This is a genomic window from Streptacidiphilus melanogenes (assembly GCF_000787835.1).
Classification (GTDB): Bacteria; Actinomycetota; Actinomycetes; order Streptomycetales; family Streptomycetaceae; genus Streptacidiphilus; species Streptacidiphilus melanogenes.
The window spans coordinates 1-20,836 of record NZ_BBPP01000060.1 but is presented as its reverse complement, the minus strand read 5'-3'; the positions used below and the strand labels follow the sequence as shown (position 1 = coordinate 20,836).

The window sequence follows — 20,836 nt, the reverse complement described above, 5'->3', positions numbered from 1 at the left end:
ACGGCGGGGACCTCGCCGCCGCGCAGGACGAGGTCGGTCAGCCGGTCGTGGGCCTCCTCGGCGCGTTGCATGGCGGCCGAGTGGGCGCGGATCACCGCGTTGGCGGCGGCGAGGTCGGCGAGCGCGGCCCGGGTGTCGTCCAGGGCACGGGCGGTGTCGATGGCGATGGCGGCGTGGGCAGCCAGTGTGCAGAGCAGCGCCCCTCGTCGGGGGAGAAGGGCCGCGGGTTGCGGTCGGCGGCGAAGAGCACCCCGATGACCTGCTTCTCCAGCAGCAGCGGTACGCCCAGGATGGCGACCAGGCCCTCGTCGAGGACGCCCGCGTCGATGTTGCGGGTGTGGTGGAACCGGGCGTCCGTGCGGTAGTCGGGGGTGGCGTAGGGGCGGGCCGTCTGCGCGACGAGCCCGCCCAGCCCCTCGCCGAGTTCCAGCCGCAGGGTCTGGAACAGCGGCGAGACCGAGCCGTCGGTGACCCGCATGTAGGTGTCGCCCGCCTCCTCGTCCGGGAGGGTGAGGTAGGCGAGTTCGGTGCCGAGCAGCAGCCGGGCCCGGCGGACGATGGCCTGCAGCACGGCATCCAGGTCGCGGGAGGCGGCCAGGTCGGTGGCAGTGTCGAAGAGCGCCGTCAGCTGGGCCTCGCGGCGGCGGTGCTGGGCGAGGGTGCGGTGGACGCGCAGGGCGAGCGCCGCGGAGGCGGGCGCAGCCGCGCCCGCCTCGCCGAGTTCCTCGGCGGCGGCGCCCCCGGCCAGCAGCCGCAGCAGCCGTTCGGCGGGGTGGATCTCGTTCTCTTCGGGCATGGTGCGGGCCATCGTCGCAGGAGGGGGCACGGGAGAAAAGGTCGTGTCACGAGGTGGTCGGGAGCGCCTCGCCAGCCGCTTCGTCAGCCGCTTCGTCAGCCGCTTCGCCGGCCGGCTTGCCGGCTGTCTCGTCGAGCCCACTGCCCCGGGTCTCTCGGGCGAAGAGCAGCGCCACCACGGTGACCACGGCCGCGAGGCTCACGTAGAGCGAGATCGGCGTCGAGGTGCCGTAGCTCTTCAGCAGTGCCACGGCGATCAGTGGGGCCGGGGCGCCGGCGGCGACGGAGGCGAACTGGGCGCCGATGGAGGCTCCGGAGAACCGCATGCGGGTCTGGAACAGCTCGGAGAAGAACGCCGCCTGCGGGGCGTACATGGCGCTGTGGAAGACCAGGCCGACGGTGACCGCGAGCACCAGGGCCGGGAACGACCTGGTGTCCAGCAGGGCGAAGAAGGCCCAGGCCCATGCCCCGGTGCCGATCGCGCCGACGAGGTAGACGGGCTTGCGGCCGACCCGGTCGGAGAGCGCGCCGAAGACCGGGATGAGGCAGAACTGGATCGCCGACCCGATCAGGACCGCGTTGAGTGCCGTCTGCTTCTCGATCTTCAGGTGGTCGACGCAGTACGTCAGCACGAAGGTGACGATCACGTAGTAGCAGATGTTCTCGGCCATCCGGGCGCCGATGGCGACGAGGACGTCGCGCCAGTGGTGCCGCAGCACGGCCAGCAGCGGCGGCTGCTCCTTCTCGCCCTCGGCGGCGCGGGTCTCGGCACGTCGGCGGGCCTCTTTGAACAGCGGGGACTCGTCGACGCCGAGCCGGATCCACAGTCCGATCCCGACGAGCAGGGCGGACAGCAGGAAGGGGATGCGCCAGCCCCAGGACACGAAGGCTGCGTCGGGCTGAACGGTCGTCATCAGCGAGAGCACGCCGACCGCCAGCAGGTTGCCGAGCGGTGCGCCGCCCTGTGGCCAGGAGGCCCAGAAGCCGCGGCGTGAGGCGTCGCCGTGTTCGGAGACCAGCAGGACCGCGCCGCCCCATTCGCCGCCGAGGGCGAAGCCCTGGATCAGGCGCAGCACGGTGAGCAGGATCGGCGCGGTGACGCCGAGCGTGTCGTACCCGGGGACGCAGCCGATCAGGGCGGTCGCGACGCCCATCATCAGCAGGCTGATCACCAGCAGGCGCTTGCGGCCGAGCCGGTCGCCGTAGTGGCCGAAGACCAGGGCGCCGATCGGCCGGGCGGCGAAGCCGATGGCGTAGGTGAGGAAGGAGAGGAGGGTGCCGGTCAGCGGGTCCGTGGTTGGGAAGAAGACCTTGTTGAAGACGAGGGCGGCGGCCGAGCCGTAGAGGAAGTAGTCGTACCACTCGATGGTCGTGCCGATAAGGCTGGCTCCGACGACCTTGGCCAGGCCTCTCGGGACACCGGAGGCGGACGCTGCCTGGGTGGGTGCGGTTTCGGTTGCCACGACGGTGGGCCTTCCGTGTGAGGTGTGGGAGGGGTGGGGTTGGGGGACGGTCGTGCGTCAGCGGGACGGTGCGTCAGTGGTGGTGCGTCAGCGGGAGTGGCGCGTCAGCGGGCGGTCCAGCCGCCGTCCATGGGGAGGGAGGCGCCGGTGATGCCGGCGGCTGCGGGGGCGCACAGCCACAGGACGGCCGCGGCGACCTCCTCGGGTTCGATCAGGCGCTTGATCGCGGTGCGGTCGAGCATGATCCGGTCCACCACGTCGGCCTCCGGGATGCCGTGGGCCTCGGCCTGTGCCGCGATCTGACCTTCCACCAACGGTGTGCGGACGTAGCCGGGGTTGACGCAGTTGCTGGTGACGCCGTGCGGGGCGCCCTCCAGGGCGATGACCTTGCTCAGCCCCTCCAGCGCGTGCTTGGCGGTCACGTAGGCGGACTTGAAGGCGCTGGCGCGCAACCCGTGCACGGAGGAGATGTTGACGACCCGTCCCCATCCGCCCGCGTACATGTGGGGCAGGGTGCGGCGGGCGATCCGGAACGGGGCCTCGACCATGACCCGCTGGATCAGGGTGAATCGCTCGGGCGGGAACTCGTGGAGCGGGGCGACGTGCTGCAGCCCGGCGTTGTTGACGACGATGTCGGCGTCGTCCGGGAGCGCGTCCACGGCCGCCCCGTCCGAGAGGTCGACCACCAGCGCGGTACCGCCGATCCGCTCCGCGACCTCCTTGGCCGCCTCGGCGGCCCGGTCGACGACGTAGACCGCTGCGCCGGCCTCGGCGAGGGCGTGCGCGCAGGCTCGGCCGATCCCGCCGGCCGCGCCGGTGACCAGGGCTTTCCGCCCGGCCAGCAAGCTTGCGTGGGTGCTCTCCATGGCCGCAGACGCTAGGCGGCCGGGGCGGGGGCTCCCATGTGGGCCGTCGCCACAGACCGGTGCGCGGCTGTGGGGGCCGCAGCCAGGGCGGGCGGCAGGACCGGGCCGGGTGGCCATGACGGGGTGGCCATGACGGGACGGGCATCTCGCGAGGGCATGAAGGACGGCAGGACGGTGCGGGGCGCCCCGTAAGGGCGGCGCGTCGTCCCACGCGTCGCATCGTCCCCGACAGGAGGGACGGGCTTCACCCGTTCGGACGATTGTCCGGCCGGAACCGGCCGCTCGCGCCAAATGCTCGCTACATTCACGCCGTTCCCCTAGGGAGCTCGCGGCGTTCGGTGCGGGCCCCCGGAAGGTGTGTGCCAGATGCCCCAACGGCCTGTGACCGATCGACCGCCGCTCGACCGCGCCCCCCTTGACCGCGCCCTGCTGGACGGCCGGCCTCGCCGCGCAGCGGAGTCCCCACCCACGTCGGAGCGCGCCAACCAAGGCGCCGGGGCGGGTGGAGGAGCCGCCGGTGACCGTCTCCAGTACAACCAGCGGCTGTCGGCGCTGATCGAGGAGGCGGGCTTCTCGCATGCGGGGCTCGCCCGGCGGGTGGACCAGCTCGGCAGCGAGCACGGGCTGGATCTGCGCTACGACAAGACCTCGGTGACCCGCTGGCTGCGCGGACAGCAGCCGCGCGGGGCGACGCCCGCGCTGATCGCCGAGGTGTTCACCCGGCGGCTGGGGCGGCGGCTCACCGCGCAGGACCTGGGCCTGGACGCCTGCGCCCCGGTGTACGCGGGGCTGGAGTTCGCCGAGAGCCCGGCGGAGGCGGTGGACATCGTCGCCAGCATGTGGCGCAAGGACACGGGAGCCCACAGCGAGCTGCGGCGGATCGCCTTCACCCCGGCCGGGTTGGTGGTGCCGAGCCGGGACTGGCTGATCGGGCGGACGGACGACCGGGTGGCCCGGGAGACGCCGCAGGATCTGGGCCGTCACGATGCGGGTCGCACCGGCATCCCGCCGCAGGCCCGCCGCGACGGCGCGACGCCCGGCGGCATGGCGGGCGGCTCCGCGGCGGGCTTGCCCAACTCGGTCGGCGGCTCGGCCAACGCGGGCAACTCGGGCCAGGGCTCGGCCTCCGCCGGCTCCGGTTCGGCGGGCGCTGGCGCCGGTGCCGGTGAGCAGGCCATGGCACTGCGCGGGGTGCCGCGCGTCAGTCGGGGCGACGTGGCGGCGATGCGCGCGGTGGGGGATCTGTTCCGCGCGCTGGACAACGCGTACGGCGGCGGGCACGCCCGGCAGGCGCTGATCCGGTACCTGGAGAGCGAGGCCGAGCCGATGCTGCGCGGCCGCTACAACGAGGCGATCGGTCGCGCCCTGTTCGGGGCGGTGGCGGATCTGACCAGACTGGCCGGCTGGACCTCGTACGACATCGGTGCGCACGGTCTGGCACAGCGCTACTTCGTGCAGTCGCTGCGGCTCGCGCAGGCCGCGAACGACCGGCTGTACGGCGGCTACGTGCTGGTGACGATGAGTCGACAGGCCGTTTACCTCGGGCACGGCCGTGAGGCGGTGCAGCTGGCGCGGGTGGCGCAGCAGGGTGTGGGGTCGACGGCCCCGGCGGCGGCGCAGGCGTTGATGCACGCCGCGGAGGCGCGCGGCCATGGGCTGCTCGGAGACGCCAGGTCCTGCACGGCCGCGCTGGTGCGGGCCGAGCGGGCGCTGCAGGCCTCCCACGGTGGTGACGAGCTGCCCGGCTGGGCGCGGTTCTTCGACGAGGCGCAGCTGGCCGACGAGTTCGCGCACTGCTACCGGGACCTGCAGCAGTGGCGGCCGGCGGCACAGCACGCGGAGCGGTCCTTGCGGTTGCGCCCGCAGACCTACGCGCGCAGTCGGGTCTTCTGCCGGGTGGTGCTGGCCACCTCCCGGCTCGGCCTCGGCGAGCTGGACGAGGCGTGTGCGGCGGCGACGGAGGCGCTGCGCGGGGTGACCGAGATGCGGTCGCTGCGCGCGGTGGAGTACCTGCGGGATTTCGCCCGCAGGCTGGCTCCGTACCGGGGCAACCCCTCGGTCCGGGCGTTCGAGGAGGCTGCCCGGACCGCGGGGGTGATCTGATCCGAAACCCGATCCGAAACCCGATCCGACGTCTGATCCGACGCCCGATCAGCCGTCTGATCAGCCGTTCCCTAGGCGGCCATGGCCGCCGCGGGTGTGGCGGGCGCGGCGATGCCGAGGTCGCGCAGCACCGCGTCCGCGGCGCGGCGGCCGGAGACGAGCGCGCCCTGGACGGAACTGGTGTCGCGGTGGTCGCCGCACACGTACAGGCCGCGCAGCACCCTGACGGGGCGGCGGAAGACGTGCGGCGGCGGCATCGCGGGCAGCGCCTCCGCGAAGTGTCGTGCGGTCAGGAAGTGCCAGCCGCTGGTGTCGGTGTCGTAGAGGTGGGCGAGTGCCTCCCGGACGGCGGGTTCGGAGGGGACGGCGGCGCGGTGGCCGAGCACGGTGGAGGCGATCAGCGCGCCGGTGGGCGCGTAGGACCGGTCCACCTCGCTGAGCACCAGGGTGTGCGAGACGAGTGCGCCGGGGGTGGCGTCGAGCACGAGCAGCGGTTCGGTGAGCGGGCTCGTGTCGGCCACGTGGTAGTAGGTGGTGACGGGGTGGTGCTCGGGTTCGTGCAGGCCGGGCAGCAGCCCGGCGGCGGAGCGCGAGTCGGTGGCGACCACGACGGCGCGTGCGCCGAACCGGCCGTGGCGCTCGGTGTCGACGCCGTCGGCGGCGATGCCGGTGACCTGGACGCCGATGCGGATGGTGCCGGCAGGCAGGCGCTCGGCGAGCGCGAGCGGGACGGCGCCGACGCCCTGGGCGGGCAGGCAGAGCCGGCCGCGGGCGTAGCTGCGCAGCACCAGGTCGGCGACGCGGCTGCTGGTGCGCAGGAGTGGGTCGTTGAGCAGGGCGGTGAGCAGCGGTCGCAGGAAGCCGTCGACGGTGGCGGCGGGGATGCCGCGACGGTTCAGCGCCTCGGCGGTGGTGAGTTCGGGCCTGGTGAGCAGCCGCTCGACGGGGGTGGAGGCGAGCCGGGCCAGGTTGGCGCCGAGGCGGGCCTTGTCCCAGGGGCGGCCGATGGGGGCGCGGGCGGCGCCGATAGCCGCGCCGAGCGCGGCGCGCGGGCTGCCGGGCGCGCCGATGCGGTAGCGGCGTCCGTCGGCGTGGACCATCACGTCGGTGCTGAGCGGCCGCAGGTCGAGGTCGGCGAGGTCGAGCGTCCTGGCCAGCTCCGGGTAGGCGGGGTTGAGCAGGTGGGTGCCGTGGTCGAGCCGGTAGCCGTCGCAGTGTTCCCCGGCCATCCGGCCGCCCACGTGGTCGGTGGCCTCCAGGACGGTGACGGACAGTCCGCATGCGGTGAGTCTGCGGGCTGCGGTCAGGCCGGCCAGACCGGCGCCGACGATCACGACATCGGCGTCGCGGCGGCGCGGATGCAGGGGGGTGGGGATGGTTGCTGCGGGCACGGACGGCTCCCTCCGGGTGCCAGGCTTCCGGGGCTTCTCTCAGTGATGCCCCCTCCGGCGGCAGCTCAGACAAGGAACTTCAGGCGACAACTCGGGCCTTATCAGCCAGAAGTGACGCTGTGTCATCTATGAGTCGGACTCGCGCGCCCCTGGTTACCCCGGCGTAAGCATGCGCCCCGAGTGTGCTCCCGTACGCCCCTCGAGCGGGCCTCTGCGCCGGTCGGCGACGGTCTCGTCGTAGCGGAGTGTCACGAGGTGGGCGAGCGCGTCGTGTGCGCCCAGCGGGGCGGAGGTGAGGCAGGCGCCGGAGCGGACGCCGGACCGGGCGGCGCGGCGCGCGAAGAAGCCCGGCCCCAGCAGGTACTCGGCGACGGCCACCCGCTCGTGCCCCGCGCTCCGCAGCGCGGCCACGGCCGCCGCCGGGGTCGGCCCGGCCGCGCACAGGTACGCGGGCACGACAGGGGGCGCACCGGGGAGGCGCTCGCTCAGCAGCCCGGCCATCGTGACGGCGTCCGCGTTGGCGGCCGGATCGGTGGAACCCGCCGCCGCCAGCACCAGGGCACTCGGCGGGGCCTGCGCCCGCCAGCCCGCCTCGTCGAGCCGATCGCTGAGCGCCTGTGCCAGCAGCGGATCGGGGCCGAGCGCACGGGAGACACGGGCGCGCAGGTGGGGCGCATCGGCGAGCGCGGCGGGGATGTCGACGCGGACGTGGTAGCCCGCGCCCAGCAGCAGCGGCACCAGCACCACCTCCCCGCGCAGCCGCGCCAGCGCCTCGGGCAGCGACGGGGTGACGAGGTCCAGGAAGCAGCGCTCGACGCGCAGCTCGGGCCGGAGCGCCCGCACCCGCGTCACCAGCGCCTCGGTCGTCGCGACCCCGTCGCTGTCCCGGGTGCCGTGCGCGACGGCCAGCAGCGTGGGAGCCGGTAGCACAGGAGCCGGTAGCGCAGGAGCCGGTGGCGTCGGAGCTGCCTGCGTCGGGGTGATCCGCGGGGTGGTCATCCCGCCGCCAGTCGGTAGCCGCGCTTGGGGACGGTGCGGACCAGGTCGCTGTGGCGGCCCAGCGACTGCCGCAGCCGGGCGACGGCCGCCTCGACGGCGTGCTCGTCGGCGTCGGAGTCGGCCCAGGCGCGGCGGAGCAGCTCGGCGCGGCTGAGCACCCAGCCGGGGTTCTCGGCGAGCGCGCGCAGCACCGTCGCCCCCTTGGGGGAGAGCCAGTAGCTCTCGCCGTCCACCAGCAGGGCGTTGCCCTGGAGCACGAGCTCGCGTCCCGACAGGCGCAGGGTTCGGCGGCTGCGGGTGGGGAGTGCCTCGGTCAGCGTCCGGACCAGCGAGCCGAGACGGCCGCGGTCGGGCCAGACGACGGGGACGCCGGCCTCGACGAGCGGGCGGGCGCAGACAGGGCCGACGCAGACGGAGAGGATCTCGCCGCGCATGGCCTCCAGCACCGGCCCGTCCAGGCCGTCGGCCGTGGCGGTGGCGAGGAAGGCGGTGATCGCGGGCGCGCTGGTGAAGGTCAGGGCGTGCAGTTCGCGTCGGGCGGTCTGCTCGACCAGGCGTCTGACGGGGGCGGGGTCCTCGGGCGGGGCCCAGCGGTAGACGGGCACGGAGATCACCTCGGCGCCTCGTTCGCGCAGCGCGGCGGCGAAGTCGGTGAGCGGGATGCCGTGTTCCTGGACGGCGATCCGGCGGCCGTCGAGGGGGCGGGCCAGCAGCCAGGTGAGCAGCTCGTCGGTGGCTTCGCTGCCGGGCGACCAGGTCTCGTCCAGGCCGCTGGCGCGCACGGCGCCGGTCGCCTTGGGGCCGCGGGTGAGCACGACGGCGTCGCGGCAGGCCGCGGCGAGCTCCGCGCCGCGACCCCAGCCGTCTGCGGCGCTCATCCAGCCGCGCCAGCCGACGCCGGTGGTGGCCACCACGTAGTCCAGCGGCGCGCGCAGGCACTGCTCGGTGGCGCGGCGCAGCGCGAGGTCGTCCTCCAGCGGGAGGATGCGCAGCGTCGGCGCCTCCACGACCCGCGCTCCGCGCCGCGTCAGCAGGGCGACGAGCTCGTCGCGGCGCCGTGCGGCGGTGACGCCGACGGTGAACCCGGTGAGCGGGAGGAGCGGTGAGGTCTCTGCGGTGCCCATGGACGCAGGTTCACCGGCCCCGGTTACCGGGAGGTTGCTTCGCGATCACGCTCGCGTTAGCGAAACGCCCGCCCGTGTTACGGCGCATGTCCGTGACCCGACCCCGTCCCCAGGGCGGCGTGAGCGAGAGTTGCCGCGGGCGCAACACCCGGGACAAGGGCGCGTAACGCCCCGCGATCAACGTCATTGCCATGACGACTACTTGGGCGACCGCCACGGCGACGCACTGCCCGTACTGCGCGCTGCAGTGCGGGATGCGGCTCGCGCCGGCGGCCGGCCCGGTGCCGGTGGAGGTGCGCGAACGCGCCGACTTCCCGGTCAACCGCGGCGCGCTGTGCGGGAAGGGACAGAACGCTGCGGCGCTGCTCGCGCCCGGCGCCCGCCTCACCACACCGCTGGTCCGGGACGTGTGGGACACGAAGGACGGGCGCGGCGGCCGCGGCGAGCTGCGGGCAGCGAGCTGGGCGGAGGCGCTGGACCGGGCTGCGTCCGGCTTCGCGGCCGTCCGCGAGGAGCACGGCGCGGACGCGGTGGGGGTCTTCGGCGGCGGCGGACTCACCAACGAGAAGGCTTACCAGCTCGGGAAGTTCGCGCGGATCGCGCTGAGGACGGCGACGATCGACTACAACGGCCGGTTCTGCATGTCCTCGGCCGCGGCCGCGGGCCGGATCGCGTTCGGCGTCGACCGCGGCCTGCCGTTCCCGCTGGCGGACATCCCGCGGACCGACTGCCTGATCCTGGTCGGCGCAAACCCGGCCGAGACGATGCCTCCGGCGCTGCGCTACTTCCGCGAACTGCGGGAGAACGGCGGCACGCTGATCGTCGTCGATCCGCGCCGCACCCGCACCGCCGAGCAGGCGGACCTGCACCTGCAGCCGGTGCCGGGCACCGACCTCGCGCTGGCGCTCGGCCTGCTGCACCTGCTGATCGCGGACCGGATGGTGGACGTCGATTTCGTCGCCGAGCGCACCAGCGGCTTCGAGCAGGCCCGCGCCGCGGCGATGGCGCACTGGCCGGAGCGGGTCGAGCGGATCACCGGGGTGCCGGTCGCACAGCTGCGGGAGGCGGCGAGGCACTTCGGCCGTGCCCGGACCGGGATGGTGCTGACGGCGCGCGGCCCGGAGCAGCAGAGCAAGGGCACCGACACCGTCGGCGCCTGGATCAACCTCTGCCTGGCGTCGGGCAAGGCCGGTCGGCTGTACTCCGGTTACGGCTGCCTCACCGGCCAGGGCAACGGGCAGGGCGGGCGCGAGCACGGCCAGAAGGCCGACCAGTTGCCCGGCTACCGCTCCATCGAGGATCCGGCGGCCCGCGCCCACGTCGCCGCCGTCTGGGGCGTCGAGCCGGAGGACCTGCCGCGGAGCGGCCGCTCCGCCTACGAGCTGCTGGACAGTCTGGGCGCGCCCGGCGCGGACGGGGTCCGCGCGCTGCTGCTGATGGGCTCCAACCCGGTCGTCTCCGCGCCCCGGGCCGCGCGGATATCCCGGCGGCTGCGCTCGCTGGACCTGCTGGTCGTCTCCGACCTCGTGCTCTCCGAGACCGCGCAGCTCGCTGACGTGGTTCTGCCGAGCACGCAGTGGGCGGAGGAGACCGGCACCATGACCAACCTGGAGGGCAGGGTGCTCCTGCGCCGCCGGGCCACCGAGCCGCCGGACGGCGTCCGCAGCGACCTGTGGGTGCTCAGGGAGCTGGCCGAGCGGCTGGGCGCCAAGGGCCCCGGCGGGGAGGGCGGCTTCGACGACGACCCGGAGACCGTCTTCGCCGAGCTGCGCCGCGCCTCGGCGGGCGGCCAGGCGGACTACGCCGGCATCAGCTACGAGCGGATCGCCGCCGAGGACGGCGTCTTCTGGCCCTGCCCGGCCGAGGACCACCCCGGCACGCCGCGGCTGTTCCTGGACGCCTTCGCCACGCCGGACGGACGGGCCCGGTTCGCACCGGTCAGCCACCGCCCCGCCGCCGAGGAGCCGGACACGGAGTACCCGGTCCACCTGACCACGGGCCGGGTCCTCGCCCAGTACCAGAGCGGCGCGCAGACCCGCCGGGTCGCCGAGCTCAACGCGGCCGCGCCGGGCCCGTTCGTGGAGTTGCATCCGCGCCTGGCCGCCCGGGTCGGCGTTGCGGAGGGCGAGCCGCTCGCGGTGGTCTCCCGGCGCGGCCGGGTGGTCGCCCCGGCCCGGATCTCCGACGCGATCCGGCCCGACACGGTCTTCATGCCGTTTCACTGGGCCGGACCGGGCCGCGCCAACACGCTCACCAATCCCGCGCTGGACCCGACGTCGAAGATGCCCGAGTTCAAGGTCTGCGCCGTGCGCTTGGAAGTCCTGCGGCTTGAACGGACCGGGGAGGACGCATGAGCAGCAGACGCCGTATCGCCGTCGTCGGCGCGGGCATGGCTGCGGCCAGGTTCGCCGAGCGGTACTTCGCGCTCGGCGGGCGGGCCAGGGTCACCCTCTACGGCAGCGAGCCGCGCGCCCCGTACAACCGGGTGCTGCTCGCGGACGTGCTGACGGGCCGCTACGACGCCGAGGCGATCACGCTGCCGGTCGGCGACGCCGAGCTGCGGCCCGGTGCCGAGGTCGTCGCACTGGATCTCGGGGCGCGGCTGCTGACCCTCGCCGACGGCGGTACCGAGGCCTACGACGAGCTGGTGCTGGCCACCGGAGCCAACCCGGTGCTGCCGCCGGTCCGCGGCCTGCGCCGTGCGGACGGCCGGGGGCTGCGCGAGGGCGTGCACGCGCTGCGCACCCTCGCCGACTGCGCCCGGCTGGCCGAGGACGCGATGGACGCCAAACGCGCCGTCGTCATCGGCGGCGGGGTGCTCGGTGTCAGCGCGGCCCGGGCGCTGGCCGCACTCGGACCGCAGGTCGAGATCGTGCACCAGGGACCGCACCTGATCGAGCGCCAGCTCGACGAGGAGGCCGCAGCAGCTCTCCGCGACGCGCTGCGGACCCTGGGCGTCGAGGTCTACCTGGGCAACCGCGCCCGCGCGCTGACCGAGGCGGGAGAGGTGGAGCTGGCGGACGGCTACCGGCTGTCGACCGACCTGACGGTGCTGGCCTGCGGCGTCCGGCCGCGCACCGCCCTCGCGCACGCCGCCGGCCTGGCGGTCGGCCGTGGCGTCCTGGTCGACGACAGCCTCGCCGCCTCGGTCTCGGATGCACCGCTCCCGGACGGCTCCGTGCCGCACGTCTTCGCCATCGGCGACTGCACCGAGCACGCGGGCGTCGTCCACGGGCTGGCCGGACCGGCCTGGGAGCAGGCGGACGTGCTGGCGGCCCGGCTCTCCGGCGCCGACCCGGAGGCGCGCTACACCGGCTCCCGGCCGCTGGCACGGCTGAGTGCCGGCCCGATCGAGTACGCCGCCTACGGGGAGGTGCACGCGGACGCCGGGACGGACGTGCTGCAGCTCACCGACGCGACGCGCGGCAGCTACAAGAAGCTCGTGCTGCGCGGCGAGCGGCTGGTCGGCGCGATCCTCCTCGGCGACCTCGCCACCGTCGGCGACCTCGCCCGCGCACTGGAGCGCGATGCCGCCCTTCCCGAGCAACCTCTGCACCTGCTGACGCAGCACCTGTTCACCACCACCCATGGAGCCCTCTGATGACGACTCGACCTGGGGCTGCACAGTCCCTGAAAGACCTGGTCCTGGTCGGCCACGGCATGGTCGGCCAGCGCTTTCTGGAGGCCTTCGTCGAGCAGCCGGGCGCCGCCGAGTGGCGCGTCACCGTGCTGGCGGAGGAACCCCGCGCGGCCTACGACCGGGTGCACCTGACCTCGTGGTTCTCCGGGACCAGCGCGGAGGAGCTGTCTCTGACCCCGGCCGGCTTCCTCGCCGAGCACGGCATCGACCTGCGCCTCGCCGATCCGGCGACCGCGGTCGACCGGGCCGCGCGCACCGTCACCTGCGCCTCCGGCGCGGTGCTGCGCTACGACGCGCTGGTGCTGGCGACGGGCTCCTACCCGTTCGTGCCGCCCGTCCCGGGTCACGACGCGGCCGGCTGCCACGTCTACCGCACCATCGAGGACCTGGAGACGATCCGTGACGAGGCGGCGGCAAGCCGGATCGGCGTCGTCGTCGGTGGCGGGCTGCTGGGGCTGGAGGCGGCGGGCGCGCTGACCGCCCTGGGCCTGGAGACGCATGTCGTGGAGTTCGCGCCGCGTCTGATGGCGATCCAGGTCGACGAGGGCGGCGGCAGGCTGCTCCAGCGCAAGATCGAGGGCCTGGGCGTCAACGTCCACACGGGCGCGGGCACGCAGGCGATCCTGACCGGCGAGGACGGTCGGGTGCGCGCGATGGGGCTCTCCGACGGGCGCGAACTCCCCGCCGACCTGGTGGTGTTCTCCGCGGGCGTGCGGCCGCGCGACCAGCTGGCGCGCGAGTGCGGTCTGCCGGTGGGCGAGCGCGGCGGCATCGTGGTCGACGAGCGCTGCCGGACCCGGGACCCGCACGTCTACGCCATCGGCGAGTGCGCCCTGGCGGCCGACGGCCGGGTCTACGGGCTGGTCGCCCCCGGGTACGCGATGGCCGAGACGGCCGCCCGCTCGCTCGCCGACGAGCTGCGCGAGGAGCACCAGTTCACCGGCGCGGACACCTCCACCAAGCTGAAGCTGCTCGGCGTGGACGTGGCGAGCTTCGGCGACGCGCACGGCGCCACCGAGGGCGCCGTCGACGTGCTCTACAGCGACAGCCGGGCGGGGATCTACAAGAAGCTGGTGATCGGCGCCGAGGGGCAACTGCTCGGCGGGGTGCTGGTCGGCGACACCGAGGCGTACGGCCTGCTGCGCCCGCTGGCGATGGGCGGCAAACCGCTGCAGACCGCGCCGGAGCAGCTGGTGCTGCCCTCCGGTCTGGCTCCGGCGTCGGGGCCGATCGCGCTGCCGGACGAGGCGGTGGTCTGCTCCTGCCACAACGTCAGCAAGGGCGAGATCCGCGCCGCCGTCCACGAGCAGGGCTGCGCGACCGTCCCCGAGGTCAAGAAGTGCACCAAGGCCGGGACGGGCTGCGGCTCCTGCGTGAAGCTGCTCGGCACGATCGTCACCGAGGAGCTGGAGGCGGGCGGCGTCACCGTCGACCGGAGCCTGTGCGAGCACTTCGGGCACACCCGCTCCGAGCTGTACGAAATCGTGCGGGTGGCGGGCATCGCCGACTTCTCCGAGCTGCTGGACCGTCACGGTCGCGGCGGCGAGGGCTGCGACGTCTGCAAGCCGGCGGTCGCCTCGATCCTGGCCAGCCTGAACAACGGACACATCCTCGACGGCGAGCAGGGCGCGCTGCAGGACACCAACGACCACTTCCTGGCCAACCTGCAGCGCAACGGTTCCTACTCGGTCGTCCCGCGCATCCCCGGCGGCGAGATCACCCCGGAGGGCCTGATCACCATCGGTGAGATCGCCCGCGACCACGGCCTCTACACCAAGATCACCGGCGGCCAGCGGATCGACCTGTTCGGCGCGAGCGTCGACCAGCTGCCGCGGATCTGGCGGCGGCTGGTGGACGCGGGCTTCGAGTCCGGCCACGCCTACGGCAAGTCACTGCGCACGGTGAAGTCCTGTGTCGGGGAGACCTGGTGCCGCTACGGCGTGCAGGACTCGGTCGGCCTCGCCATCGAGCTGGAGCTGCGCTACCGGGGGCTGCGCTCGCCGCACAAGCTCAAGGCTGCCGTCTCCGGCTGCGCCCGCGAGTGCGCCGAGGCCCAGGGCAAGGACTTCGGCGTCATCGCCACCTCCGCCGGGTGGAACCTCTACATCGGCGGCAACGGTGGCATGACCCCGCGTCACGCCGACCTGCTGGCGGCGGACCTGGACAGGGAGACGCTGCTGAAGACCATCGACCGGTTCCTGATGTTCTACATCCGCACCGCCGACCGGCTGGAGCGCACCTCGGTCTGGCTGGACCGGATCGAGGGCGGCCTGGAGCACGTCCGGCAGGTCGTGCTGGAGGACTCCCTGGGCATCTGCGCCGAGCTGGACGCGCTGATGGACCGCCATGTCGACGCCTACCAGGACGAGTGGGCCGCCGTGCTCGCCGACCCCGACCGCCTGCGGCGCTTCACCTCCTTCGTGAACGCCCCCGGCACGCCCGACCCGGCCGTGACCTTCGTTCCCGAGCGCGGCCAGATCCGTCCCGCCCGCCCCGACGAGGACGGGCGGATCCTCACTCCGGCGCTGGTCGCCGGCCCTCGACTGGAGGTGCGCAGCGCATGATGGGAGACCAGACATGACCGAGACACTCACCAGGCCCCTTTCCGCGGGGGCCGTGACGGGCGAGGTGGAGATCCTGGACGGACGCGCCTGGACCCGCGTCTGCCCGTTCGAGGAACTGACCCCGGGGCGCGGCGTGGCCGTGCTGAGCGCGAGCGGCGAGCAGGTCGCGGTCTTCCGCGACCGGTCCGGCGCGCTCTACGCGGTGGACAACCGCGATCCTTTCAGCGGCGCGTACGTGCTCTCCCGCGGCATCGTCGGCAGCCGGGCCGGTGTGCCGACGGTGGCCTCGCCGATGTACAAGCACGTCTTCGACCTGCGCGACGGGCGCTGCCTCGACGAGGAGACAGCACCCGACGGGCGGCCCGCGGTGCTGCGGGTCTGGTCGGTGCGCGTCGCGGCGCCGGAGGGCGGCCGATGAGCGCGGTTCCGGTCGCCGAGGAGGCGACCGCGACGACCGCCGCGACGGCGGCGAGGACCAGGGCGATCACCGACTGGCGTCCGGAGGACGAGGAGTTCTGGGCCGAGGCCGGAGCCAGGGTGGCCCGGCGCAACCTGGTCTTCTCCGTCCTGTCGGAGCACATCGGCTTCTCGGTGTGGAGCCTGTGGTCGGTGCTGGTGCTCTTCCTCGGCCCGGCCTACCACATCGACGCCGCGGGCAAGTTCACCCTCACCGCGGTGCCCACCGCGCTCGGTGCGGTGCTGCGCCTGCCGTACACCTACGCGGTGGCGCGCTTCGGCGGCCGCAACTGGACGGTCTTCAGCGCCACGCTGCTGCTGGTGCCGACGGTCCTGGCCGGCGTCGTGCTGCACCCGGGCGTCTCCTACGGGACGCTGCTCGCGGTGGCCTGTGTCGCGGGCGTCGGCGGCGGCAACTTCGCCTCCTCGATGGCCAACATCAACGCCTTCTACCCGCAGCGCCTCAAGGGCTGGGCGCTGGGGATCAACGCGGGCGGCGGCAACCTCGGCGTCCCGGTGGTCCAGCTGGTCGGCCTCGCGGTGCTGGCCACGGCCGGGGCCGCGCACCCGCGGCTGGTGCCGCTGCTGTACCTGCCGCTGATCGTGCTGGCGGCGCTCGGCGCGGCGCTCAAGATGGACAACCTCGGCACGCTGCGGAACGACCGGCACGCGCTGCGCGATGTCGCGAAGGAGCCGCACAGCTGGGTGATGTCGCTGCTCTACATCGGCACCTTCGGCAGCTTTATCGGCTTCGGCTTCGCCTTCGGGCAGGTGCTCCAGGTGCAGTTCCACCAGCAGTTCGACACCCCGGTGAAGGCCGCCTACCTGACCTTCCTCGGGCCGCTGCTGGGCTCGCTGGTGCGGCCGGTCGGTGGGCGGCTGGCGGACCGCTACGGCGGTGCGCGGATCACGCTGGCGACGTTCCTGCTGATGGCGGCGGGAGCGGCGACGGTGCTGGCGGCCTCGCATGCGAAGTCGCTGCCGCTGTTCCTGGCCGGGTTCGTCGCCCTGTTCGTGCTCAGCGGCGTCGGCAACGGCTCGACCTACAAGATGATCCCGGCGATCTTCCAGGTGAAGGCGGCCACCGAACAGGAGGCCCGACGTCGTGCCTCGGCGCTGATCGGGCTCGCGGGCGCGATCGGGGCCTTCGGCGGGGTGCTGGTCAACCTGGCCTTCCGCCAGTCCTTCCTGGCCACGGGCGACGGCGACGCCGCCTACCTGGCCTTCCTCGCCGCCTACGCGGTCTGCTCGCTGGTCACCTGGGCGGTCTACCTGCGCCCGGGCGCCCACTGGCCGAAGGGCATCTGACGCCGAACGGCTCAGAGCGCCGCCGCGACCGCCTGGTCGATGGTGGCGTGGGCGAAGCGGAAACCGGAGTCGAGCAGCCGCCGCGGGACCACGCGGTGGCTGCCGACGACCTCGATCGCCATCTCGCCCAGCACGGCCCGCAGCGCGAACTCCGGAACGGGGAGCGCCGCGGGCCGGCGCAGTGCCCGGCCGAGGGCAGTGGTGACCTCGGCGTTGGTCACCGGGACCGGCGCGGTCAGGTTGAACGGGCCGGTCAGCCGGTCGGTGTCGATCAGGTGCCGGATCGCGGCGACCTCGTCGCGCAGCGAGATGAAGCTCCAGTACTGCTGGCCGTCGCCCATCCGCCCGCCGAGGCCGAGCTTGAACAGCGGCAGCAGCCGCGCGAACGCGCCGCCGCCCGCGTCGACCACGATGCCGCTGCGGGGGTGCGCGACGCGGATCCCTGCCTCGGCGGCGGGCGCCGCGGCCTCCTCCCACTCGACGCACAGGCGCGCGAGGAAGTCACCGCCGGCCGGAGCGTCCTCGTCGATGACCGCGTCACCCGTCTGGCCGTAGTAGCCCATGGCGGAGGCGGAGACCAGCACCCGAGGGCGTTGCTCCAGCCCGGCCAGCGCGTCGGCCAGGGTCTGCGTGCCGAGGACGCGGCTGTCGCGCAGGGTGCGCTTGTAGGCGGCCGTCCAGCGGTGGTCGCCGATGCCCGCGCCGGCCAGGTTGACCGCCGCGTCGACGCCCTCCAGACCCTTGCGGTCGATGGCCCGCAGCGGCGGGTTCCAGCGCACCTCCACGCTGCCGTCGGAGCGCTCCTCCGGTTCGCGCCGCACCAGGCGGACCACCTCGTGCCCGTCGTCCAGCAGCGAACGGACCAGGGCGGAGCCGATGAGCCCGGTCGAGCCGGTGACCGCGATGCGCATGCCGATATTCAAGCAGTTGGGGCCTTAAGGACCGCGTAGGCTCCGGCCATGGACACCGTGGATTCCGAGACCACCACCCGCGTCGTGATCAGACCGGCGGTCGAAGCCGACGGCCACGCCGTCTACGTGCTCGACCACCGCTGCTGGTCGACGGTGTCGGAGGTCTCGGAGCGCCCGGACCCGCCGGGGCCTGACAGCACCGCTTTCCACGACGACCGGCACCGGCCGGAGCACATGCTGGTGGCCGAGGGGCGGGACCAGGGCGGACTGCTCGGCTGGGTGCGGGTGCTGCCGCCGACCCCGCTGCCGAGCAACGCGCACATCCGCTCCATCCAGGGCCTGCTGGTGGCCCCCGAGGCGCGCGGCCTGGGGCTCGGCCGGGCCCTGCTGCACGCCGCCCTCGCCCGGGCCCGCACCGACGGCGCGCTGCGGGTGACGCTGCGCGTCCTCGGGGGCAACACGGTGGCGCGTTCGCTGTACGAGACGGCGGGCTTCAAGGTGACCGGCGTGCAGCCGCGCGAGTTCCTGCTGGCGGGGGAGTACCAGGACGACGTGCTGATGGGGATCGACCTGTGACCTTCCTGGTGATCGGCGAGAGCGTGGCCGACATCGTCCGCGCGCCGGGCCGGCCGGACGTGGCACACCCGGGCGGCAGTCCGGCCAACGTGGCCTACGGCCTGGCCAGGCTCGGCCGCGACGTCGCGCTGCTGACCCAGCTCGGCGAGGACCCCATGGGCGAGCTCATCCGCACCCGCCTCGTCCGGGCGGGCGTGCGGCTGCTCGACGACGGGCAGCGCGGCGTGCGCACCCCGACGGCGGTGGTGTCGTTGGACGCGGACGGCAAGGCGTCCTACGCGTTCGACATCGCCTGGACGCTGCGGCCGTTCGTGCCGGTGGAGGAGCCCCGGCACGTGCATCTGGGATCGATCGGGGCCGCGGCCGCGCCGGGTGCGGCGGCGGCGCTGGCGATCGCCGAGTCGCTGCGCGGCCGCGCCACGGTCAGCTACGACCCGAACGTCCGGCCCGCACTGATGGGCGATCGCCCGGCGGCCCTCGCGCAGGCGGAGCGCTGCGTGGCGACGGCGGACGTGGTGAAGGCCAGCGACGAGGATCTGGCGTGGCTGTGTCCGCAGGAGCCGGAGGCCACGGTCGCCGAGCGCTGGCTCGGCATGGGAGTCGCGCTGGTGCTGGTGACGCGCGGCGCGGCGGGCGCGGCGGCCTACACGCGTGGCCACACGGTCACCGTCCCGGCAGGTGCGGCGACGGTGGTGGACACCGTCGGGGCCGGGGACGCGTTCATGGCGGCCGCCCTCGAGGCGCTCCTCGCGCCCGTTCCGGGACACGAGGTCCACGTGGGGCCCCAGCGGCGCGAGCGCTGGGCGCGACTGACGGCGTCGGAGCTCACGGAGCTGCTGCGGCAGGCGACGGCCGCGGCGGCGGTGACTGTCTCGCGGGCGGGGGCGAACCCGCCGGACGCGGCGGAGTTGGAGCGGGCGCTTCAGGCGCCGTAGCGCTCCCACAGGCGTGGGTAGCGCTTCTCCATCTCCTTCGGGTCGTCGAAGTCGAAGTCGGAACCGAGCGGCTCGCCGCTGCGACGGCCGAGGTCGGGGAGGCGGGCGCCGGTGAGCTGCTCGTAGGCGCGGTCGGCGACCCAGCCGAGCTCCTCGGCGTCGCCGTCCTCCTCGTCGTCGAAGTCGGGGACGAGGTCCGCCAGCTCGTCGGGTTCGGCCAGGGCGCCCTCGAAGACGTCGCGGCCCTGGCCGACCAGCCAGGCGCAGAAGGAGTCGAAGGCCTCCTCGCCGGCGCCGCCGAGCAGCAAGTCGGCGGCGCCCCACAGGTCGACCCGCCAGGCCCGCCCCATCCGCGCCTCGAAGAGGCGGGCGAAGTCGAGCACCTCGTCGGGCGTCCGCTCGACCAGGCGTTCGACGAGCAGGTCGGCGTGGTCGACCGGGTCGCCCTCGGCGCTGTCCCGGGTCTCGTCGATGAGCAGCCAGAAGTCCGTCTCGTCCATCACGCCCTCAAGCATCCACGTCGGGCGTGCGCGATGCACGCGGGACAGGCCGAAGGCCACTGCTCCACAGGCCGAAGGCCCCGACTCCATCGGGAGTCGGGGCCTTCGGCGCACTGCTTCGCGAGGACTACAGCCCGAGGTCGCCCTCGAACGCGCCCTCCTCGAGGCGGGCCTTGAGGGTGCCCAGGAAGCGGGCGGCGTCGGCGCCGTCCACGATCCGGTGGTCGTAGGACAGGGCCAGGTAGACCATGTCGCGGACCGCGATGGTGGTGCCGAGCTCCGGGTGCTCGATGACGACCGGGCGCTTGGTGGTGGCGCCGACGACCAGGATCGCGACCTGCGGCGGCGTGAAGATCGCGGTGTCGAACAGCGCGCCGCGCGAACCGGTGTTGGTCACGGTGAAGGTGCCACCGGCCAGCTCGTCCGGCTTGACCTTGTTGTCCCGGGTGCGGGCGGCCAGGTCGGCGGTCTTCTTGGCGACACCGGCGATGTTGAGGTCGCCCGCGTCGTGGATGACCGGGACCATCAGGCCGCGCTCGGTGTCGACCGCGATGCCGATGTTCTCGACGGCGTGGTAGGTGATCGTGTCGTCGTCGTTGATCGACGCGTTGATCACCGGGTTCGACTTGAGCGCCTCGGCGGCGGCCTTCACGAAGAACGGCATCGGCGAGAGCTTGACGCCCTCACGAGCCAGGAAGGCGCCCTTGGCCTGCTCGCGCAGACGCATGATGTTGGTGACGTCGACCTCGATCACCGTGGTCAGCTGCGCGGCGGTCTGCAGCGCGTTGACCATGTTGGCGGCGATGACCTTGCGCATGCGGGTCATCTTCACCGTCTGACCGCGCAGCGGGGAGGCGGCGGCGATGGTGGTCGGGGCCTTGGCGGCACCGGTCGCGGCGGCGGCCGGGGCGGCGACGGCGGCGCGGGCGGCCTCGGCGGCGGCCAGCACGTCCTGCTTGCGGATGCGGCCACCGACGCCGGTGCCCTTGACCTCGTTCAGGTCGATGCCGTTCTCGGCGGCGAGCTTACGGACCAGCGGGGTCACGTAGGCGTCGGACGGCTCGACCGCGGCGGCCGGAGCCGGAGCGGCCGGAGCGGCCGGGGCGGGCGCGGCCGGAGCAGCCGGGGCGACCGGAGCCGGAGCGGCGACCGGGGCCGGTGCGACGGGGGCCGGAGCGGCGGGCGCGACCGGAGCAGCCGGAGCC

At 74.1% G+C, this 20,836-nt stretch carries 16 protein-coding genes and 1 pseudogene; 8 read left to right on the top strand and 9 right to left on the bottom strand.

What is annotated here, in order from left to right:
* The 3 genes and pseudogenes from TR49_RS46115 to TR49_RS36015 all read right to left on the bottom strand — a co-directional run.
* Positions 1-796 (bottom strand): annotated as a pseudogene (locus tag TR49_RS46115) (GAF domain-containing protein); the annotation flags it as partial.
* A 46-nt stretch (positions 797-842) separates the two neighbouring features.
* Positions 843-2,258, bottom strand: a complete 1,416-nt coding sequence (locus TR49_RS36020; RefSeq protein ID WP_042389843.1) for an MFS transporter — start codon at positions 2,256-2,258, stop codon at positions 843-845.
* 104 nt (positions 2,259-2,362) lie between these two features.
* Positions 2,363-3,124, bottom strand: coding sequence for a 3-hydroxybutyrate dehydrogenase (locus TR49_RS36015; protein WP_042389842.1), 762 nt, complete (start codon positions 3,122-3,124; stop codon positions 2,363-2,365).
* A 366-nt stretch (positions 3,125-3,490) separates the two neighbouring features.
* Between TR49_RS36015 and TR49_RS36010 the strand changes: the two genes are divergently transcribed.
* Positions 3,491-5,227 (top strand): NsdA family TPR-like regulatory protein, encoded by a 1,737-nt coding sequence (locus TR49_RS36010; protein ID WP_236653687.1) that lies wholly within the window; start codon positions 3,491-3,493, stop codon positions 5,225-5,227.
* Between the two features lie 71 nt (positions 5,228-5,298).
* Here TR49_RS36010 and TR49_RS36005 read toward each other — a convergent pair whose 3' ends face one another.
* The 3 genes from TR49_RS36005 to TR49_RS35995 all read right to left on the bottom strand — a co-directional run bounded on the left by TR49_RS36005 (position 5,299) and on the right by TR49_RS35995 (position 8,741).
* A complete protein-coding gene (locus TR49_RS36005) occupies positions 5,299-6,618 on the bottom strand; it encodes an NAD(P)/FAD-dependent oxidoreductase (RefSeq protein WP_042389840.1) in 1,320 nt (439 codons plus the stop codon).
* A gap of 153 nt (positions 6,619-6,771) precedes the next feature.
* On the bottom strand, positions 6,772-7,548 hold the full coding sequence (locus tag TR49_RS36000) for a sirohydrochlorin chelatase (protein WP_063770255.1): 777 nt from the start codon (positions 7,546-7,548) through the stop codon (positions 6,772-6,774).
* Between the two features lie 65 nt (positions 7,549-7,613).
* Positions 7,614-8,741 (bottom strand): uroporphyrinogen-III synthase, encoded by a 1,128-nt coding sequence (locus TR49_RS35995; RefSeq protein WP_042389838.1) that lies wholly within the window; start codon positions 8,739-8,741, stop codon positions 7,614-7,616.
* A gap of 191 nt (positions 8,742-8,932) precedes the next feature.
* On the opposite strand from TR49_RS35995, the gene TR49_RS35990 reads away from it, so the two are divergent.
* From TR49_RS35990 to TR49_RS35970, 5 genes are read left to right on the top strand one after another with little or no spacing between them, the layout of a single operon-like run.
* Positions 8,933-11,095, top strand: coding sequence for a molybdopterin oxidoreductase family protein (locus tag TR49_RS35990; protein ID WP_042389836.1), 2,163 nt, complete (start codon positions 8,933-8,935; stop codon positions 11,093-11,095).
* Positions 11,092-12,342 carry an NAD(P)/FAD-dependent oxidoreductase gene (locus TR49_RS35985; RefSeq protein ID WP_042389834.1) on the top strand — a complete coding sequence of 417 codons (1,251 nt, stop codon included), beginning with the start codon at positions 11,092-11,094 and terminating at the stop codon, positions 12,340-12,342. The genes TR49_RS35990 and TR49_RS35985 overlap by 4 nt, the downstream gene beginning before the upstream one ends.
* Positions 12,342-14,945: a nitrite reductase large subunit NirB gene (gene nirB, locus TR49_RS35980; protein WP_042389833.1), complete on the top strand. Its 2,604-nt coding sequence runs from the start codon at positions 12,342-12,344 to the stop codon at positions 14,943-14,945. Before TR49_RS35985 ends, nirB begins: the two co-directional genes overlap by 1 nt.
* A gap of 13 nt (positions 14,946-14,958) precedes the next feature.
* Positions 14,959-15,363, top strand: a complete 405-nt coding sequence (gene nirD, locus TR49_RS35975; RefSeq protein ID WP_042389831.1) for a nitrite reductase small subunit NirD — start codon at positions 14,959-14,961, stop codon at positions 15,361-15,363.
* Positions 15,360-16,709 (top strand): nitrate/nitrite transporter, encoded by a 1,350-nt coding sequence (locus TR49_RS35970; protein WP_084725774.1) that lies wholly within the window; start codon positions 15,360-15,362, stop codon positions 16,707-16,709. The genes nirD and TR49_RS35970 overlap by 4 nt, the downstream gene beginning before the upstream one ends.
* Before the next feature lie 11 nt (positions 16,710-16,720).
* Here TR49_RS35970 and TR49_RS35965 read toward each other — a convergent pair whose 3' ends face one another.
* Positions 16,721-17,620, bottom strand: a complete 900-nt coding sequence (locus TR49_RS35965; RefSeq protein WP_042389829.1) for a TIGR01777 family oxidoreductase — start codon at positions 17,618-17,620, stop codon at positions 16,721-16,723.
* A 48-nt stretch (positions 17,621-17,668) separates the two neighbouring features.
* Between TR49_RS35965 and TR49_RS35960 the strand changes: the two genes are divergently transcribed.
* Both TR49_RS35960 and TR49_RS35955 read left to right on the top strand, forming a co-directional pair.
* Complete coding sequence (locus tag TR49_RS35960; protein WP_042389827.1) at positions 17,669-18,196, top strand: GNAT family N-acetyltransferase; 528 nt, start codon at positions 17,669-17,671, stop codon at positions 18,194-18,196.
* Positions 18,193-19,131 carry a carbohydrate kinase family protein gene (locus tag TR49_RS35955; RefSeq protein ID WP_042389825.1) on the top strand — a complete coding sequence of 313 codons (939 nt, stop codon included), beginning with the start codon at positions 18,193-18,195 and terminating at the stop codon, positions 19,129-19,131. Before TR49_RS35960 ends, TR49_RS35955 begins: the two co-directional genes overlap by 4 nt.
* Here the strand turns inward: TR49_RS35955 and TR49_RS35950 are convergent.
* Both TR49_RS35950 and sucB read right to left on the bottom strand, forming a co-directional pair.
* The gene (locus TR49_RS35950; protein WP_042389883.1) at positions 19,119-19,631 is read right to left on the bottom strand and encodes a DUF4240 domain-containing protein; all 513 of its coding nucleotides are present in this window, start codon (positions 19,629-19,631) and stop codon (positions 19,119-19,121) included. The two genes, TR49_RS35955 and TR49_RS35950, sit on opposite strands and share 13 nt — an antisense overlap.
* Positions 19,632-19,758: 127 nt before the next feature.
* A partial coding sequence (sucB, locus tag TR49_RS35945; protein ID WP_042389823.1) for a 2-oxoglutarate dehydrogenase, E2 component, dihydrolipoamide succinyltransferase occupies positions 19,759-20,836 on the bottom strand: 1,078 nt, incomplete at its 5' end.